This is a genomic window from Methylomagnum sp., from assembly GCF_054333355.1.
The window spans coordinates 18,464-34,270 of sequence record NZ_JBTEKS010000007.1 but is presented as its reverse complement, the minus strand read 5'-3'; the positions used below and the strand labels follow the sequence as shown (position 1 = coordinate 34,270).

The window sequence follows — 15,807 nt, the reverse complement described above, 5'->3', positions numbered from 1 at the left end:
AGCGAAATCAAAGCCCCTCGGTAGGTTCGCTTCGACTCCGCTCAGCGAACGGGTAGCCTAACTTAATGGCAGTGGCGGAGACCGTGGCAACGATAAGAAATAAAGCTGTCGCCTGATAACGACTATGCCCCGCCGCGCTCTCCCCAGCGCCCGTTCCGCCGGGCCGATCACGCTATAATGCCGCCTTTTTCGATTTAGACCCCCCATGTCCGACGACACACTCCCGGAACTCAAGCGGCGGCGCACCTTCGCCATCATTTCCCACCCCGACGCCGGTAAGACCACCCTCACCGAAAAGCTGCTGCTGTTCAGCGGCGCCATCCAGTTGGCGGGTTCGGTCAAGGGCCGCAAGGCCGCCCGCCACGCCACTTCCGACTGGATGGAAATGGAGAAGCAACGCGGTATTTCCGTGACCACCTCGGTGATGCAGTTCGAACACAAGGACCGCATCTTCAACCTGCTGGACACGCCCGGCCACGAGGACTTCTCGGAAGACACCTACCGCACCCTGACCGCCGTGGACTCCGCGCTGATGGTCATCGACAGCGCCAAGGGCGTCGAGGAGCGGACCATCAAGCTGATGGAAGTCTGCCGACTGCGCGACACGCCCATCCTCACCTTCATCAACAAGCTGGACCGGGAAGGCCGGGAACCCATCGAATTGCTGGACGAGGTGGAGAGCGTGTTGAAAATCCAGTGCGCCCCCATCACCTGGCCCATCGGCATGGGCAAGCGCTTCAAGGGCGTCTACAACCTGTACGAGAACGCCGTGCATTTGTTCAGCCCCTCCCATGGCGACCGCATCGTCGAGGGCGAGAAAATCGAAGGGCTGAACAACCCCCGTTTGGATGAAATCCTCGGCGACATGGCCGACGAATTGCGCACGGAAATCGAACTGGTGCAGGGCGCCAGCCACACCTTCGACCACGCGGCCTATCTGGCGGGCAAGCAGACGCCGGTGTTCTTCGGCTCGGCCATCAACAACTTCGGCGTGCTGGACCTGCTGGACGCCTTGGCCGATTTCGCCCCGCCGCCGCAAGCCCGGCAGGCGCGGGAGCGCGGCGTGGATGCGGACGAGGACAAGTTCACCGGCTTCGTCTTCAAGATTCAGGCGAACATGGACCCGGCCCACCGCGACCGCATCGCCTTCCTGCGCATCTGCTCGGGCAAGTACACCAAGGGCATGAAGATGCACCATGTCCGCATCGGCAAGGCGGTGCAGATTGCCAACGCGCTCACCTTCCAGGCCGACAGCCGGGTCAATGTCGAGGACGCCTATCCCGGCGACATCATCGGCCTGCACAACCACGGCACCATCCAGGTCGGCGATACCTTCACCCAGGGCGAGACCTTGAAATACGAGGGCGTGCCGTACTTCGCGCCGGAATTGTTCCGCCGGGTGGTGCTGAAAGACCCGCTGCGTATGAAGGCGCTGCAAAAGGGCTTGCAGCAGTTGACGGAGGAGGGTGCCACCCAGTTGTTCAAGCCGCTGAAAAACAACGACTTGATTCTGGGCGCGGTGGGCGTGTTGCAGTTCGACGTGACTGCGTTCCGCTTGAAGGCCGAATACAACGTCGAGTGCGTCTACGACGCCGTGCCGGTGACGACCGCCCGCTGGGTGACGTGCGACGATCCGAAGAAGCTGGAGGAGTTCAAGCGCAAGCTGCACGACAACCTGGCGGAGGACGGCAGCGGCTTCCTCGTTTACCTCGCCACCAGCCGGGTGAATCTGGCGCTGACCCAGGAACGCTGGCCGGACGTGAAATTCAGCGCGACGCGGGAGCTGTGAGCCTGGGCGGATGGGATGGGGCAACGGATAACATCCCTCGCAGGGATGTTATCCGTGACGAAGGCGGGATGGGTTCCGCACGGTTTCACCCAATTTGTGCGGGTATCCTCAAAGAAGCATCGACACCAGCATCCCCAATCCCGCCGACAGCCCCAGCAGTACGGGGACCAATATCAAAAGGCCGAACACCACGGCGGCCACCTTGCCCAGCCAGTCCTGTTGTTGCCACCATTGCAGCGTCTGGACGCGGGCCGATTTATTCCAGGCTTCAAATAGATAAGCGTACATGTCCCGATAGTCCTCGATGGTGTCGGTCGTCCAGTAGTACCAATAGATGAGCCGCCGCACCAAGAAATACAGCAGCACCAGTCCCACCACCACGCCGACATAGGCCGTTACCATCTGCGCCGCGCCGGGGGCCATGCCGACCAGCTCCAGGAGCGTATCCATCACTTGTTCGGCGATTTCCAGGATCAAGATCACGCTATGCGACAACAGCGCCCACGCGGCTTCGTAATTAAAGGCGGCGGCGACGGCAAGGCCGATGAACCCGATGAGGAAAATCAGGCCGTGCAGCGGCGACAATCGGCGCTCTTGCCAGCGGGGCATGGGGGGATCGCGGCGTTTGACGCGGGGTTTGGGAATCGCTTGTTCAGGCGATAGGCTCATGGCTACCTCACTCTGTTGCTATTGATATGGATATGACCGGGAAAACCAGGGCGATATTGTGACGCCGAAATGCCGGTTTCGGCAAAAGGGCCGTGGGCTGGCCTTGAATTGGAGGTGCGGGCGTCCCGCCCGCTCGCGGGCCAGAGGCTCGCGCTCCCCTGCTATTCGTCATCGGCGAGCCGCGTTTCGGCGCTGTCCCGCCGACCGAGATTGTCCACCCAACTCACCCGAACCCGGTCGCCCGGTTTGCCGTCCTTGAAGCGCACCGAGAGATAGGGATTCTTCGACACCGCCGTGCTGAGTTCGCCCGTGGCGACGCGCCGATCGTTATGCTCGATGGTGATTTCGGTGATGAAGTGGGCGGGCACCAATTCGCCGGTGGCGTCGTCCTTGCGGCGGCCGGTTTCCATGGGATGGTCGATGAGGACGCGGACCAGGGTCAGGCCGTCTTGTTGCTTGGTGCGGATTTTAAGGGTGGACATAGGCTTTGGGTGGGTGAAATCAGCCGGGTCGGATATGTTGGCTTCGACTCCGCTCAGCCAACGATAAGGGCCGTTCCCTGAGCGGAGTCGAAGGGAACATCACCAGCGGACATTTTCTGCCGTGCGAAGAAGTAAATGGCGCGGGTTGTGGTGGGATTGGCCGGACGCTAGGGTATTCATTCCGATGATACTGAACAAGTAGGTGTGTGATGCGGTTAGCGAGACGGGAATTTTTGCGGCGGGCGGCGGGTTGCGTGGCCTTGGCGACGGGTTGGTTGAGCCGGAGTTGGGCGGGGGCGAAACCTGCCGCCGTGCCGGAGCCGGAGGCGGGCGTGTTCGAGCGGGTGTTGGCCGAGGCGCTGAACGGCCAGCCTTGGGCCGAGAGCGAGTCGGTGCTGTTCGAGGTGCCCCAGCAGGCGGAGAACGGGGCCATCGTGCCGGTGACGGTGGAGAGCCGCTTGCCCAACACGTCGCGGATTTTGATTTTCGCGGAGAAGAATCCGGGGCCGCTGCTGGCGCAGTTCCGATTCGAGCCAGGCGCCGAGGCTTGGGTGTCGTTGCGGCTCAAGCTGAACGAGACCGGGCCGGTGCTGGCGGTGGCGGAGTCGGAGGGGCGGTTTTATGGCGTTAAGAAGATGGTGCGGGTGATGATGGGAGGATGCGGGTGATTCTGTCGCCGGTTTATCGCTCGTTCTTAAGGCGATTTCCGAAAATGCTTGTCACCGTTGATCTGGATGTAGGATGGGTGGAGCGTACTCGCGAAACCCATCGAGCCGGACACAGGGTGATGGGTTTCGCTTCGCTCTACCCATCCTACAGGTATGTCTTTTTCTGGAAATCGCCTAAGCGGGAGCTGGGACCAGTGCGGACCAGCGCGGCCCGGTAGAATCATCCCGACTTAACTATTGATGCGGGCCGCCAGCATGAACGCCATCCCCAAACCCACCCTCTACGACCAGCTCTGCGCTCTGCCGGAAAACCAAGTCGGCGAGATCATCAACGGACGGCTCCACGTCCAGCCGCGCCCGAAAGGGCCACATGCCGTGGTCGAACGCGGTTTGGGGGCTGATTTGGTTGGGCCATTCGATTTTGGCCGGAATGGTCCAGGCGGTTGGTGGATACTCCCGGAACCGGAGGTCCACTTCATCCGCGACGTCGAAGTCGCTGTGCCGGATTTGGCGGGCTGGCGACGGGAGCGGATGCCGACGGTGCCGGACGATCACCGTTTCGAAGTGGTGCCGGATTGGGTCTGCGAAATCCTCTCGCCCCGCACCGCCAAATACGACCGGGCGGTGAAGCTGCCGCATTACGCGCATTTCGGCGTCGCACACGTTTGGCTGGTGGACCCGAAGGAGCGGACCCTGGAGGCTTTCCAATTGCGGGAGGGTAATTGGACGCTCATCGTTGTACTCAAGGATGACGATGCGGTGAGTGTCCCGCCTTTCGATGCGGTGACTTTCCCGCTGTCGGATTTGTGGACGTAGGCGAGGCACGGCAAGCAGCGCTTGCGGGCGGTGGATTCCCAAGCGGGAGCTTGGGAACCCACCCCGTTAGGTTTTCCCCCAACACGCCAACATCGCCGCCACGCCCGTCATCCCCTGCACCAGATTAGCCTCGATCTCCGCCAGGGTAATCTCCCCGGCCTGCTTGCCCGCCGCCCAATTGGCCACCACCGCGCCGCAGGCGTAATCCAGTGCCAGCTCCCGCGCCAGAGCCGCTTCCGGCATTCCGGTCATGCCCACCAAATCGCAGCCGTCCCGTTCCATGCGGGCGATTTCGGCGGCAGTTTCCAGGCGCGGGCCTTGGGTGCAGCCATACACGCCGCCATTCACAGCCTCGATCCCGGCGGCGCGGGCGGCGCTCAGCCAGCCTTGCCGCAGCTGCTCGCTATAGGGCCGGGTGAAGTCGATGTGGGTGACGTGTTCCAGATCGTCATCAAAAAAAGTGTGGGCGCGGCCATAGCTGTAGTCGATGATCTGGTCGGGGATGGCGATAACGCCCGGACCCATGTCGGCGCGGATGCCGCCCACCGCCGCCACCGCCAAAATGCCATCCACTCCGGCCTGCTTCAGCGCCCAGAGGTTGGCGCGGTAGTTCACCTTATGGGGCGGGTAGATATGCGGGTCGCCGTGGCGTGCCAGAAAAACGATGTCGATCCCGTGCAGCCGGCCATAGGCCAGCGGAGCGGAAGGCGTGCCGTAAGGGGTTCCCATCGGCTTGTAATGGTCGATCTCGAAATGGGCCAGCCGGGTCAGGCCGGTGCCGCCGATGATGGCGAGTCGGGTCATGGGTTCATTCTCGTAATGGGAGGGTAGGGTACGCTGTGCGTACCATCCAGGCATGTCGAATGGTACGCGCAGCGTATCCTACAGGTGGTTAATAAACCGTCCGGCAAGCATAAATCCCCGGCCAATTGCGGAGATAGCTCTTGTAGTCCATGCCGTAGCCGAACAGGTAGCGGTTGTCCGCCTCCAGCCCGCCGAAATCGGCTTGAATGGGTTTTTCCCGGCCCAGCTGCTTGTTCACCAGCGCCGCCGTGTAAACCGCTGCCGCGCCTTCCGCCAGACACCAGCGGCGGATTTCCGCCAGGGTGACGCCCTCGTCCAACACGTCATCGACCACCAGCACGGCGCGGCCCCGTAACGGAATGCTCGGGGTGAGCGTCCAGCGCATTTCCGACCCGCTGGTTTCGCCCTGATAGCGGCCTGCCTTGATGGCGTCGATTTCCAGCGGGAAACGCAGCCGCAAGGCCAGTTGGGCGGTGGGGAAAATGCCGCCATTGATGACCGAGAGGAGCAGCGGGTTCTTGTCCGCCAGTTGATCGGTGATGGCGGCCGCCATGCGGTCAAAAGCGGCCTCGACCTGGGCTTCGGTATACAGGCACTCGGCCTCGGCGGCGACCCGCCGGACTTCTTCGAGGATGTTCATGCGATTACGGGAGGTTCGGACAGGGGGGTGAGAAGGTCGCGGGCTTCTTGCCATGTCGCGCTTGCCAGTAATTCGGCGCGGTCGGTGGGGAAGCGCCCGCGCATTTTTTGTAGCCGGGCGGCGCGGCGAGGATTGGGTGCCTCGCCGGACAGCGCTTCAAGCACCTGATCGGCGGCGCCCGGCGCGTTGCAGACCAGGACCATATCGACGCCCGCGTCCAAGGCCCGCCGGGCGCGGTCCACATAGCCGCCCGCGTAGGCCGCGCCCGCCATGGACAAGTCGTCGCTGAATATGGCCCCGTCGAAGCCCAGCCGGTTGCGCAGCATGTCCCGAATCCAGAACGGCGAGAAGCCCGCCGGGCGCTGGTCGATTTGCTCGTAGATGACATGGGCTGGCATGACGCCTTCCAGGCCCGCCGCGATCAAGGCGCGGAACGGCGCGAGGTCGCGGGCTTCAATCTCGGCGAGGGAGCGGCGGTCCACCGGCAGGGCGAGGTGGGAGTCCTCCGCGACGCCGCCGTGGCCGGGGAAGTGCTTGCCCACCGCCGCCATCCCGGCCCGGCGCATCCCGGCGGCGAAGGCCAGGGCGAACTGGGCGGCGGTTTCGGGATCGGTGGCGAAGGCGCGGTCGCCGATGACTTGGCTGATGCCGCATTCCACGTCCAGCACCGGGGCGAAGCTGAAATCCACGTCGATGGCCCGCAGTTCCGCCGCCATCAGCCAACCGGCGCTTTCAGCCAGCGTGGCCGGGGCGTCGCCGGAAAACGACGCATAGCGGGCGGCGGGCGGCAGCCGGGTGAAGCCGGTGCGGAAGCGCTGCACCCGGCCGCCTTCGTGGTCCACGGCGATGAGCAATTCCGGGCGGACGGCGCGGACCTCGGCGACCAGCCGGGCGATTTGCTCGGGGGATTGGTAATTGCGGCTGAACAGAATCAAGCCGCCCGCCGCCGGGGAAAGCAGCTTGTCTTTTTCGTCGGGCGCGAGCGTGGTGCCCGCGAGGTCGAGCATCACCGGACCCGGTGGATAAATGGATTTCATGGAGGAGGGGAATTGGCGGTTTGAGTGAGGGCCGACGCGGTAAGGCTTGCGCCGGTCTGTTGGGTTCAGTGGCCTTCGGCCTGCTTGCGGCGCTGCCGTTCTTCGTAGGCTTGAAGCTGTTCCGGGGTGGCCTCGGTCTGGTGCTTGGCTTTCCACTCGTCGTAGGGCATCCCGTAAACGAGGTCGCGGGCGGTCGCGTAGTCGAGGTCCAGCCCTTTGTCCTGGGCGGCGGCGGCGTACCATTTCGCCAGGCAGTTGCGGCAGAAATCCGCCGTAATCATCAGGTCAATATTCTGCACTTCCGTATGGATTTGCAGGTGTTGCAAGAGGCGCCGGAAGGTGGCGGCTTCGAGTTCGGTGTGGGTTTGTTCGTCCATAGGGGGAAAAAATAATCGGTGAATTAACGGGAAGGCGTGTTTTTAGGGTGGTGACGGGTTATGGGATTTGTGGGAGCGGGCTTTAGCCCGCGACAACTGGGTCAGGTCGTGGGCTGAAAGCCCACTCCCACCACCGCACACCCGATTCAAAATCATTCTAGGCGAGTCATTAGCTACGGTCGAAGATATTGCGCCGGTCTTAGAGCCTTGGCTCGACGCTTGAAACGGGCTAGCGTAGCCTCCATATCGCTCGCCAATGTGTCGAAATTCGGGTGCCGTGGCCGTCCCTCATACCATCGAGTTCTATTAATTATTGTGTATCATACGCCCCCATTCGGCAAAGCCGCCGGGCTGGACGCCACTCCGAACTCCCGCAGGACCGCTTTCGCCCCGCCCCACACCATTTCCTCACAACGTCCGGCTCACGCAGCCCGACCGATGGGTTCTCGCCTAACATGAAGCTATTATTCGATTTTTTCCCGATCCTGCTGTTTTTTATCGCCTATAAGATGGCCGATATTTATGTCGCCACCATGGCGGCCATCGCCGGGTCGCTGGTGCAGGTGGGGTTCACTTGGCTCAAGACCCGGAAGATCGAAACCATGCACTTGGTTTCGCTGGCGCTGATCGTGGTATTCGGCGGCGCGACCCTGCTGCTTAAGGATGAAATGTTCATCAAATGGAAGCCGACCGTCTTGAATTGGCTATTCGCCACCGTGTTCCTGGGCAGCCAGTTCATCGGCGAAAAGCCCGTCATCCAGCGGATGCTGAGCGCCCAATTGGAGCTGCCTCGGGCCGTCTGGCGTCGGCTCAATCTGGCCTGGGCGCTGTTCTTCAGCGCGGTGGGCGGCGTCAACCTGTTCGTGGTGTACAACTTCGACACCGAAATCTGGGTGAACTTCAAGCTGTTCGGCATGTTGGGCCTGACCATCCTGTTCGTCATCATCCAGTCGTTCTATCTCTCCCGTTACCTACCCGAAACCAACCAGGAGTAACCGCGTGCTGTACGCCATTTACGCCGAAGACCATCCCGGCAGCCTGCCCTTGCGCAAGGCCACCCGTCCCGCGCACTTGGAGCGCCTGCAAGCCCTGCAAGCGGAAGGTCGGTTGGTGCTGGCCGGGCCGCTTCCGGCGGTGGATGCCGAAGACCCCGGCGAGGCCGGGTTCGCCGGCAGCCTGATCGTGGCCGAGTTCGACAGCTTGGAAGCCGCCAAAGCCTGGGCGGCGGCAGACCCGTACCGGGCGGCGGGCGTTTACGCGAATGTGATTGTGCAACCCTTCAAGCAGGTTTTTCCCCAATGACCGACCGTGTGGAAATGATTCGAAGCCGACTGGAGGCCGAACTGGCGCCGACCCATCTGGAGATTATCGACGACAGCCAGGCTCACGCCGGGCACGCGGGCGCCAGGCAGGGCGGCGGGCATTTTTCCGCCCTCATCGTGTCCCGGGCCTTCGAAGGCAAAAGCCCCGTGCAGCGGCACCAACTGGTGTACCGGACGCTGGGCGAGTTGATGAGCGCCGAAATACATGCGCTGAGCATTAAGGCGCTTACCCCCTCTGAGTATCAGTAACCTTAAGGAAAAAGCTACATGAAAAAATATCCGCTTATTGCTGCGGTGACGGGCGCTTTGCTTGCCGCCGGTTGTGACAAGGCTCCCGATAACAAATCGTCCGCCTCGGCCTCAAACGCCGCTGCGCCTGCCACCTCTCCGGCCCCGGTCAGCACCGAGGACGCCGCCGCCATCGTCAACGGCAAGCCGATCAGCAAGGCGTCCGTGGAGATTCTGAAAGGCGAAATCAGCCAGCGCCGGGGCGGCAACGCGGTCCCGGACGACAAGATCATCGAGGAATTAATCAAGCGCGAACTGCTGCGCCAAGAGGCCGAGGCCGAGGGCTTGCTGAAAGACCCGAAGTTCGCCGCCCGCGTGGAGAACGCCACCCGCATGGTGCTGTCGCAGGCGGCGGCGGAGCGCTTCATCAATTCCGCTCAAGTGACCGATGAAGAGCTAAAGAAGGAATACGACCAGCGGATTGGCCCCATGACGTCCAGCGAGTTCAAGGCCAAGCATATCCTGGTGGAAACCGAACAGGCCGCCAAGGACGTGATCGCCAAGCTGCAAAAGGGCGAGAAGTTCGACGCGCTTGCCAAGAAGCTGTCCAAAGACCCCGGCTCCAAGGACAAGGGCGGCGATTTGGGCTGGTTCAACCCCCAGCAAATGGTGCCGCCGTTCTCCCAGGCCGTGATGTCCTTGAAGAATGGCGAAACGACCAAAGCCCCGGTGCAAAGCCAGTTTGGCTGGCACGTCATCGCCCGGGAAGACTCCCGCGACCAGCCGCCGCCCCCCTTCGACACGGTCAAGGATCAGTTGAAGTCGCTGATGCAGACCCAGAAATTGCAGCAGCACATGACGGAGTTGCAGGCCAAGGCCAAGATCGAGAACCGGATGCCGCCGCCCAAGGCCGCCGAGCCGCCGGCGGCTGACGCGCCAAAGGACTCGAACGCCGACACCAGCCTGGAGGCCGGCAAGCCAACGGCACCGACGCCCGCCGCGCCAGCGCAACCGGCCCCCGCCCAACCGGCTGAAAAGCCGCAGCCCGCTCCCGCCGCCAAGTAACGGGCGACGGTTTGGCCTTGGAAAAGCCGATGGCTCTGCCGTCGGCTTTTTTCGCCCTAAAACAAACTGGTCTGAAATGGCCCCAGCATGGGCGGGCGAAACAGCCCCGTTTCCAAGTCCAGCGTCGCTTTGTTCAGGCCGTTGCGTTTGCAGGCCAGACGGAAGCGCTGGCCGATCATGTCGGCATAGGCACCGCTTCCCGATTGGCGCAGGCCGAATTCCGACCGATAGTTTTTTCCCGCATGGGCATCCCGCAACCGACTGAACACATGGCTTGCCCGGAGCGGCGCGTGAGTTTCCAGCCATTCCCGGAACAGATCATTCAATTCCAGCGGCAGGCGCAGCAGGATGTACCCGGCTTGAGTGGCACCCGCCTCGGCGGCTTGGGCCAACAAGGATTCGATCTCGTTGTCGGTGAGCGCGGGAATGATGGGTGCCATCAACATCGCCACCGGAATGCCCGCCCCGCTCAAGCGGCGGATGGTTTGCAAACGGCGATGTGGCGCGGCGGCGCGTGGCTCCAGGGTCCGCGCCAATTCCCGATCCAGGGTGGTGATGGAAATCTGCACCTGGACCAGCCTGTCAGCGGCCATGTCTGCCAACAGGTCCATGTCCCGTTCGATCAGCGCCGACTTGGTGGTGATGCTCACCGGATGGCGGCATTCGCGCAGCACCTCCAACACCTCGCGGGTGATGCGCCAGTCCCGCTCAATGGGCTGATACGGATCGGTGTTGGCACCCAGGGCAATCGGCGACGGGACGTAGCGTTTGCCCGCCAGCTCCTTGCGCAACAACTCGGCGGCGTCCGGTTTGGCGAACAACTGGCTTTCGAAGTCGAGTCCCGGCGACAGGCCGAGATAGGCGTGGCTGGGCCGCGCATAGCAATAAATGCAGCCATGTTCGCAGCCCCGGTAGGCGTTCAATGATTGATCGAAGGGAATATCCGGCGAGTCGTTGCGGGACAGGATGGTCTTGGCGGCTTCCGGCGTGACGGTGGTCCTGAGCGGTGTTGGCTCTTGGGGCGTCCAGCCATCGTCAAGCGCTTCCCGGCTGGCCGTGGAGAAGCGGGAATCCCGGTTGCTGACGGCACCCCGGCCCTTGTGGAGCGGTGGCGGGATTGTTGATTTAAACGGTGGGTCTTTTGCCATGGGTACGCTCGATAGTATCATCCCCGCCAGTCCAGCAAATTTCCGCGTACCATGACGCGCCTCCGGCTATTCAATCCAGTAGCAATAACGGCGATAAAGCGCGTGTCTCGTCGCTTGACGCGGTTCATGGACAGGTTTCCAATCAAAGTATGAATTGTGGCCTGGGCAAGAATTTGGAATATAAACGGCATTATTTCCAAGCATTGATTGAGAGTAATCCTTACACTGATTATGCGGTCCGTAAGGTTCGGGTTCGGATAAATTATGAAATCGTTTGGCAAGATGCTTGCTAACATATTCAGGCAGGCTTTAGACCTTAAGGTCAGACGATTTGAACAATGATATGAAAAAAACGATCTCCGTATTGGCTGTGTGCTGGCTGGTAAGCTTTTCGGCTCATGGATTAGATTTGCTAGAAAGTTACGAACTGGGTTTAAGTAGCGACCCATTGTTATTGCGAACCGAAACCGAACGCAATGCCGCGCTGAAAAATAAGCCTATTGGGCTTGCCAAACTGTTGCCAGACGTATCATTGAGTGGCACATTTTCAGGGTATCACACGGTGACTGGTCAATCGTATATTAGCGAACAGGCCAATACCAGCCAAAGGTATTGGCAGGGTAGTTTCAATATCAACTTAGTCCAGCCTTTGTTTCATTATGAATCCTGGGTGCAATTCTGGCAGGCCGATCACCAAATAGCCCAGGCTCAGGCCCTATTGGAAGCGGAATATCAGAATTTGGCGGTGCGGGTCGCCAAGGGATATTTTGGCGTTTTAATCGCCGAGGAGAATGTTGAATTCTCGAAGATTGAGCTGCGCAGCCTAGAGTTGCAACTGGCCCAGGTCAAGGAGCGATTGGCGGTTGGATTCGCCACGGTGGTAGATATTGACGAGGTTCAAGCGCAGTACGACAAGGTGTCCGCCGATATTATTCTGGCCGATCAGGCATTGAGCGACGCCAAGGAGGCGTTGCGGGAAATCATCGGGAATGTCGATATTGTCTTGACTAAATTGCCGGACCAGTTGCCATTGCTCAGGCCCGAGCCAGCGGATGTGGAAGCTTGGAGAAACACGGCCCAGCAGAGCAATTTGACAATCATTGCCGCCAACAGCGCGGCGGCGGTGGCTAAGCAGCAGATAGATTTGCAATTCGCCGGGCACTTGCCCAGCCTCGACATCGTGGGCAATAAGTCCATGGGGGATACCAATCGGATTAGGGGTGTCACCTATGAATCGTTAAGTGTTGGCTTGCAGGTCAATGTGCCTATTTTCTCGGGCGGCGGCGTCAACGCCAAGGTTGAGCAGGCCCGCGACCAGTATGAGCAGGCCTTGCACGAGGTCGACAGGCAGCGCCGCCTAGTCGAGCGCCAAGCCAAGGATGCCTTCCGGGGCGTGCTGTCGGCCGTGGGCCGGGTGAATGCTTTGACGACGGCGCTCAAATCGGCCCAAAGCGCTCTGGACGCGGCCCAGATGGGCTACCAAGTGGGCAACCGGACGGTAGTCGATGTTTTGATCGAGCAAAGCAAGTTCTTCGGGATTCGACGGGATTATGCAAGAGCCAGGTATGAGTATCTGCTTAATGGCTTGTTATTAAAGCAGGCGGCTGGAATGCTAACGCGGGAGGATGTGGAGGCCGTCAATAAATTAATTCATGGAGTGAATGGCCGGGGTAGCGCCGATTCCAAAATAATCCAAGGGAATACCCAGAAGATTTCAGCGGTGCCTACCAAGTCGTCCCGCCGGTAAGGATTTGATTGAACCCCATAATTTTCCTTAAATGAAGTTTCTCTTCATCCATAAGCATCTGCCCGGACAGTTCGAACACTTACTGCGTGCGCTGATTGCGGATCGCCGCAATGAAGTGGTCGGTGTCGGTCAGGAGTTCACACCGCAGCAATCCCCGTTATTCGGTCTCCGGGCGATTACCTACGATAGTCATGGGCCGCTTAAAAGGATGCCCGGAGATATTCTGCAAGCCACCGAAAGCGCCGTTACCAATGGCTTGGCCGTGGCCGCCAAGCTGGTGGAGTTGCGGGAGAGTGGATTTGTGCCGGATGTCGCCTTCGCGCACCTTGGCTGGGGGGAATCCCTATATTTTAAGGACGTTTATCCAGATACCCCGTTGATAGGGTATTGCGAATTCTATCACCATGCCCGTGGGGTGGATGCCGACTTCGATCCGGCTTTCCCCTTGGTATTGAATGATATTTATCGCATTCGCACCCTGAACGCCACCAAGCTATTGGGATTGGTGGATATTGATATTGGAATCAGCCCCACGTTTTGGCAGCGCAGCCTATTCCCGCCGGAATTCCAGCGGAAAATCACCGTGATTCACGAAGGCGTGGACATTTCGGTGCTGAGGCCAGATTCGTCGGCGACCTTCCGCCTACCCAATGGCTTGGAATTAACCCGCGAGTATCCCGTGGTTACTTACACGGCTCGCAACTTGGAACCATACCGGGGGTTTCACATGCTGGTCCGGGCGGTGGCGGAATTGTGTCGGCGGCGGCGGGATTGCCATGTGGTTATCGCGGGCGGGGACGAGGTGAGTTATAGCGCCCTGGCCCACGGTGAAACCTACCGACAAAGATTGCAGCGGGAGGTGGATGTTGACCCGAGCCGGGTGCATTTTGTCGGGCGCTTGCCCTATCACGATTATTTAAGGTTATTGCAGGTGTCATCAGCGCATATCTATTTGACCGTCCCGTTTGTGCTGTCGTGGTCATTGGTGGAGGCCATGAGCGTCGGCTGCGTTATTATTGGCTCCGATACCGCCCCAGTTCGCGAATTGATAAAACATGGACAAAATGGTTTGCTGGCCGACTTTTTTTCTTACCGGGAAATCGCCGACATGGCCGAGAGGGTGTTAAATCATTCCAATCGGGAAAAAGAATTGGGTTTGCAGGCGCGGATGGATGTCATGAAATCCTACGATATTACCTATTCGGTAAGCCGCTATCGGGAGCTTATTGATAGGCTGTTATCCAATAGCGCACATGCGCGGAGTGTATTCATATGAGTTTGCGCGGTGTTTTCTCGGAGTGCCGGTTGTTTTTTGTCTATGGAGGGCTGTTCAGCTTTGCCACGAATCTTCTGGCATTGGCCGTGCCCTTATATATGCTACAGGTGTTCAATCGGGTCATTAGCAGCCGGAGCAATGAAACCCTATTTGTGCTAACCCTAATCTTCGTGGTGGCCTTGATCACCGACGCCATGATTGACGTGCTGAGGTCCAGGCTCTTTATCCGCCTAGGCGATACCATTTATACAAAGCTGCGTGGCACGGTACTCAACGCGGTACTGCGCTTCCACAGGCAGGCCGACGCCAATAAGCATGGGTTGGAGGATTTGGATGCGATCAGGGCGTTCGTATCGGGTTCGGGCACCAAGGCGCTGTTTGATATTCCATGGATTCCCATCTTTTTTGGTGTACTTTGGATGTTCCACCCGGCGCTGGCCCTGTTGGCCGTGGTAAGTTCCATTATTATGTTTGGTTTAACTTATATCGAGGAGGTGGTGACTAAGAAGAATCAAACCGAGGCCAATGCCAAGCGCCGGGAATCCGCAGACTTTATTGGGCACGCGTTCCGCAATGCCGAGGCCATGTCGGCGCTGGGGATGCGGGGGGAAATACAGAAGCGTTGGCAACAGGTGGATAATCAATACCTCTCCGAATCCTTTGCCGCCATTAAAAAAATCAGCCTGATCACCGGGCTTTCCAAGTTTACAAAGGCGTCGCTCACCATCACTTCCATGGGTACGGCGGCTTTTTTAGTCATTAACGTCGAAGGCATGTCGCCTGGGGTAATGATTGCCTCGACCATACTTATGGGAAAGACCATCGCGCCAATTGTCACCGTGTTGGCGGCATGGCGCTCATTCATTGGTTTTCGTGCGGCTTATCATCGCTTGGACGAGCTGCTTAAAGAGCAGCAAGCCATTCAAGCCGGGTTTGAGCATTTGCCACCCACAGGGATATTGTCAGTGGAAAGGCTTTTATTTTTCCTGGACCGAAATCGAACCATCCTGAATGGCGTCGATTTTCGCCTGGAGGCCGGCGAAGTATTGGGGATAATTGGCGCAAGCGGTTCCGGTAAAACTTCCCTGGCGAGGCTTATGGTGGGGTTATATCAACCCAGCGACGGCACGATTCGTTTGGATGGCGCGGATGTTTATCAGTGGTCTCAAAATAATCTGGGCCAGTATATTGGTTATTTGCCTCAAGAGTCGCAATTGTTTAAAGGCACCGTGGCGGAAAATATTGCACGCTTGGGGGACGCTTATAGTCAAGTGGAGCTTGTTATTGAGGCGGCTCAGCGGGCGGGCATTCATGACATGATTCTGCGCTTGCCAAAAGGGTATGATACCGATGTCGGTGTGGGTGGTGCCTTCCTGTCTGGCGGTCAGAAGCAACTTATCGCGTTGGCGCGGGCGCTGTTCCGTAGACCGCAGTTCGTGGTGCTGGATGAGCCCAATTCCAATTTGGATGGACAATCCGAACTCTCGCTGTTGGAGGTGATTCGCGACCTGAAGGCCGAGGGAGTGACCGTGGTGGTGATCGCCCACAAACCAAGCTTATTACAGGATGTGGATAAAATGCTGGTGCTGGGGCAAGGAAAACAGCTAATGTTTGGGCCACGGGAGGATATTATGAAACGGCTTGGTCATACCGGCGGAGTCATGGCCGTTCCTGGAAAAATGATGTCTGGTGACGGCATTGCGGCATAACCGACTAGTTAAATAGGCCCCGAAGCGTTT

General features: G+C 59.5%; 17 protein-coding genes. 10 read left to right on the top strand and 7 right to left on the bottom strand.

All coding sequences use genetic code 11. The features are described 5' to 3' along the window. Window positions 1-205: 205 nt before the first annotated feature. Complete coding sequence (locus ACXWUF_RS01625; RefSeq protein ID WP_458492905.1) at window positions 206-1,789, top strand: peptide chain release factor 3; 1,584 nt, start codon at window positions 206-208, stop codon at window positions 1,787-1,789. A 108-nt stretch (window positions 1,790-1,897) separates the two neighbouring features. Here the strand turns inward: ACXWUF_RS01625 and ACXWUF_RS01620 are convergent, their stop codons facing one another. Next, window positions 1,898-2,458: a hypothetical protein gene (locus tag ACXWUF_RS01620; RefSeq protein ID WP_458492904.1), complete on the bottom strand. Its 561-nt coding sequence runs from the start codon at window positions 2,456-2,458 to the stop codon at window positions 1,898-1,900. Window positions 2,459-2,619: 161 nt separating this feature from the next. Then, the gene (gene soxZ, locus ACXWUF_RS01615) at window positions 2,620-2,940 is read right to left on the bottom strand and encodes a thiosulfate oxidation carrier complex protein SoxZ (RefSeq protein ID WP_458492903.1); all 321 of its coding nucleotides are present in this window, start codon (window positions 2,938-2,940) and stop codon (window positions 2,620-2,622) included. A 209-nt stretch (window positions 2,941-3,149) separates the two neighbouring features. Here soxZ and ACXWUF_RS01610 point away from each other — a divergent pair, with 209 nt between their 5' ends. Continuing rightward, entirely contained in the window at window positions 3,150-3,608 is a 459-nt protein-coding gene (locus ACXWUF_RS01610) for a thiosulfate oxidation carrier protein SoxY (protein WP_458492902.1), read from the top strand. 255 nt (window positions 3,609-3,863) lie between these two features. After that, complete coding sequence (locus tag ACXWUF_RS01605; protein ID WP_458492901.1) at window positions 3,864-4,424, top strand: Uma2 family endonuclease; 561 nt, start codon at window positions 3,864-3,866, stop codon at window positions 4,422-4,424. Between the two features lie 66 nt (window positions 4,425-4,490). Here the strand turns inward: ACXWUF_RS01605 and ACXWUF_RS01600 are convergent, their stop codons facing one another. The 4 genes from ACXWUF_RS01600 to ACXWUF_RS01585 form a co-directional block, all read right to left on the bottom strand. Continuing rightward, window positions 4,491-5,228, bottom strand: a complete 738-nt coding sequence (locus ACXWUF_RS01600; RefSeq protein ID WP_458492900.1) for an S-methyl-5'-thioinosine phosphorylase — start codon at window positions 5,226-5,228, stop codon at window positions 4,491-4,493. An 88-nt stretch (window positions 5,229-5,316) separates the two neighbouring features. Then, window positions 5,317-5,868 carry a hypoxanthine-guanine phosphoribosyltransferase gene (locus tag ACXWUF_RS01595; RefSeq protein WP_458492899.1) on the bottom strand — a complete coding sequence of 184 codons (552 nt, stop codon included), beginning with the start codon at window positions 5,866-5,868 and terminating at the stop codon, window positions 5,317-5,319. Beyond that, complete coding sequence (nagZ, locus tag ACXWUF_RS01590) at window positions 5,865-6,905, bottom strand: beta-N-acetylhexosaminidase (RefSeq protein WP_458492898.1); 1,041 nt, start codon at window positions 6,903-6,905, stop codon at window positions 5,865-5,867. The genes ACXWUF_RS01595 and nagZ overlap by 4 nt, the downstream gene beginning before the upstream one ends. A 65-nt stretch (window positions 6,906-6,970) precedes the next feature. After that, window positions 6,971-7,282 carry a DUF1244 domain-containing protein gene (locus tag ACXWUF_RS01585; RefSeq protein WP_458492897.1) on the bottom strand — a complete coding sequence of 104 codons (312 nt, stop codon included), beginning with the start codon at window positions 7,280-7,282 and terminating at the stop codon, window positions 6,971-6,973. Between the two features lie 455 nt (window positions 7,283-7,737). Here ACXWUF_RS01585 and ACXWUF_RS01580 point away from each other — a divergent pair, with 455 nt between their 5' ends. Genes ACXWUF_RS01580 through ACXWUF_RS01565 form a run of 4 tightly spaced genes read left to right on the top strand, consistent with a single transcriptional unit; the run spans window position 7,738 to window position 9,897 of the window. Then, window positions 7,738-8,277: a septation protein A gene (locus ACXWUF_RS01580; RefSeq protein WP_458492896.1), complete on the top strand. Its 540-nt coding sequence runs from the start codon at window positions 7,738-7,740 to the stop codon at window positions 8,275-8,277. A gap of 4 nt (window positions 8,278-8,281) precedes the next feature. After that, the gene (locus tag ACXWUF_RS01575) at window positions 8,282-8,584 is read left to right on the top strand and encodes a YciI family protein (RefSeq protein WP_458492895.1); all 303 of its coding nucleotides are present in this window, start codon (window positions 8,282-8,284) and stop codon (window positions 8,582-8,584) included. Then, window positions 8,581-8,853 carry a BolA family protein gene (locus ACXWUF_RS01570; protein ID WP_458492894.1) on the top strand — a complete coding sequence of 91 codons (273 nt, stop codon included), beginning with the start codon at window positions 8,581-8,583 and terminating at the stop codon, window positions 8,851-8,853. The genes ACXWUF_RS01575 and ACXWUF_RS01570 overlap by 4 nt, the downstream gene beginning before the upstream one ends. 18 nt (window positions 8,854-8,871) lie before the next feature. Continuing rightward, a complete protein-coding gene (locus ACXWUF_RS01565; RefSeq protein ID WP_458492893.1) occupies window positions 8,872-9,897 on the top strand; it encodes a peptidylprolyl isomerase in 1,026 nt (341 codons plus the stop codon). A gap of 56 nt (window positions 9,898-9,953) precedes the next feature. On the opposite strand, the gene ACXWUF_RS01560 is transcribed toward ACXWUF_RS01565, so the two are convergent. After that, window positions 9,954-11,045 carry a PA0069 family radical SAM protein gene (locus tag ACXWUF_RS01560; RefSeq protein WP_458492892.1) on the bottom strand — a complete coding sequence of 364 codons (1,092 nt, stop codon included), beginning with the start codon at window positions 11,043-11,045 and terminating at the stop codon, window positions 9,954-9,956. Window positions 11,046-11,388: 343 nt separating this feature from the next. Between ACXWUF_RS01560 and ACXWUF_RS01555 the strand changes: the two genes are divergently transcribed. From ACXWUF_RS01555 to ACXWUF_RS01545, 3 genes are read left to right on the top strand one after another with little or no spacing between them, the layout of a single operon-like run. Next, window positions 11,389-12,792, top strand: a complete 1,404-nt coding sequence (locus ACXWUF_RS01555; protein ID WP_458496766.1) for a TolC family outer membrane protein — start codon at window positions 11,389-11,391, stop codon at window positions 12,790-12,792. A gap of 31 nt (window positions 12,793-12,823) precedes the next feature. Then, window positions 12,824-14,068: a glycosyltransferase gene (locus tag ACXWUF_RS01550; RefSeq protein WP_458492890.1), complete on the top strand. Its 1,245-nt coding sequence runs from the start codon at window positions 12,824-12,826 to the stop codon at window positions 14,066-14,068. Continuing rightward, window positions 14,065-15,777, top strand: a complete 1,713-nt coding sequence (locus ACXWUF_RS01545; RefSeq protein WP_458492889.1) for a type I secretion system permease/ATPase — start codon at window positions 14,065-14,067, stop codon at window positions 15,775-15,777. The genes ACXWUF_RS01550 and ACXWUF_RS01545 overlap by 4 nt, the downstream gene beginning before the upstream one ends. Window positions 15,778-15,807 lie beyond the last annotated feature (30 nt).

Coding starts and splice junctions, on each gene's coding strand:
- ACXWUF_RS01585 (WP_458492897.1), bottom strand. CDS start 7,282: ATGGACGAACAAACCCACACCGAACTCGAAGCCGCCACCTTCCGGCGC.
- ACXWUF_RS01610 (WP_458492902.1), top strand. CDS start 3,150: ATGCGGTTAGCGAGACGGGAATTTTTGCGGCGGGCGGCGGGTTGCGTG.
- ACXWUF_RS01560 (WP_458492892.1), bottom strand. CDS start 11,045: ATGGCAAAAGACCCACCGTTTAAATCAACAATCCCGCCACCGCTCCAC.
- soxZ (WP_458492903.1), bottom strand. CDS start 2,940: ATGTCCACCCTTAAAATCCGCACCAAGCAACAAGACGGCCTGACCCTG.
- ACXWUF_RS01625 (WP_458492905.1), top strand. CDS start 206: ATGTCCGACGACACACTCCCGGAACTCAAGCGGCGGCGCACCTTCGCC.
- ACXWUF_RS01605 (WP_458492901.1), top strand. CDS start 3,864: ATGAACGCCATCCCCAAACCCACCCTCTACGACCAGCTCTGCGCTCTG.
- ACXWUF_RS01570 (WP_458492894.1), top strand. CDS start 8,581: ATGACCGACCGTGTGGAAATGATTCGAAGCCGACTGGAGGCCGAACTG.
- ACXWUF_RS01555 (WP_458496766.1), top strand. CDS start 11,389: ATGAAAAAAACGATCTCCGTATTGGCTGTGTGCTGGCTGGTAAGCTTT.
- ACXWUF_RS01580 (WP_458492896.1), top strand. CDS start 7,738: ATGAAGCTATTATTCGATTTTTTCCCGATCCTGCTGTTTTTTATCGCC.
- ACXWUF_RS01620 (WP_458492904.1), bottom strand. CDS start 2,458: ATGAGCCTATCGCCTGAACAAGCGATTCCCAAACCCCGCGTCAAACGC.
- ACXWUF_RS01600 (WP_458492900.1), bottom strand. CDS start 5,228: ATGACCCGACTCGCCATCATCGGCGGCACCGGCCTGACCCGGCTGGCC.
- ACXWUF_RS01565 (WP_458492893.1), top strand. CDS start 8,872: ATGAAAAAATATCCGCTTATTGCTGCGGTGACGGGCGCTTTGCTTGCC.
- ACXWUF_RS01550 (WP_458492890.1), top strand. CDS start 12,824: ATGAAGTTTCTCTTCATCCATAAGCATCTGCCCGGACAGTTCGAACAC.
- ACXWUF_RS01545 (WP_458492889.1), top strand. CDS start 14,065: ATGAGTTTGCGCGGTGTTTTCTCGGAGTGCCGGTTGTTTTTTGTCTAT.
- ACXWUF_RS01595 (WP_458492899.1), bottom strand. CDS start 5,868: ATGAACATCCTCGAAGAAGTCCGGCGGGTCGCCGCCGAGGCCGAGTGC.
- nagZ (WP_458492898.1), bottom strand. CDS start 6,905: ATGAAATCCATTTATCCACCGGGTCCGGTGATGCTCGACCTCGCGGGC.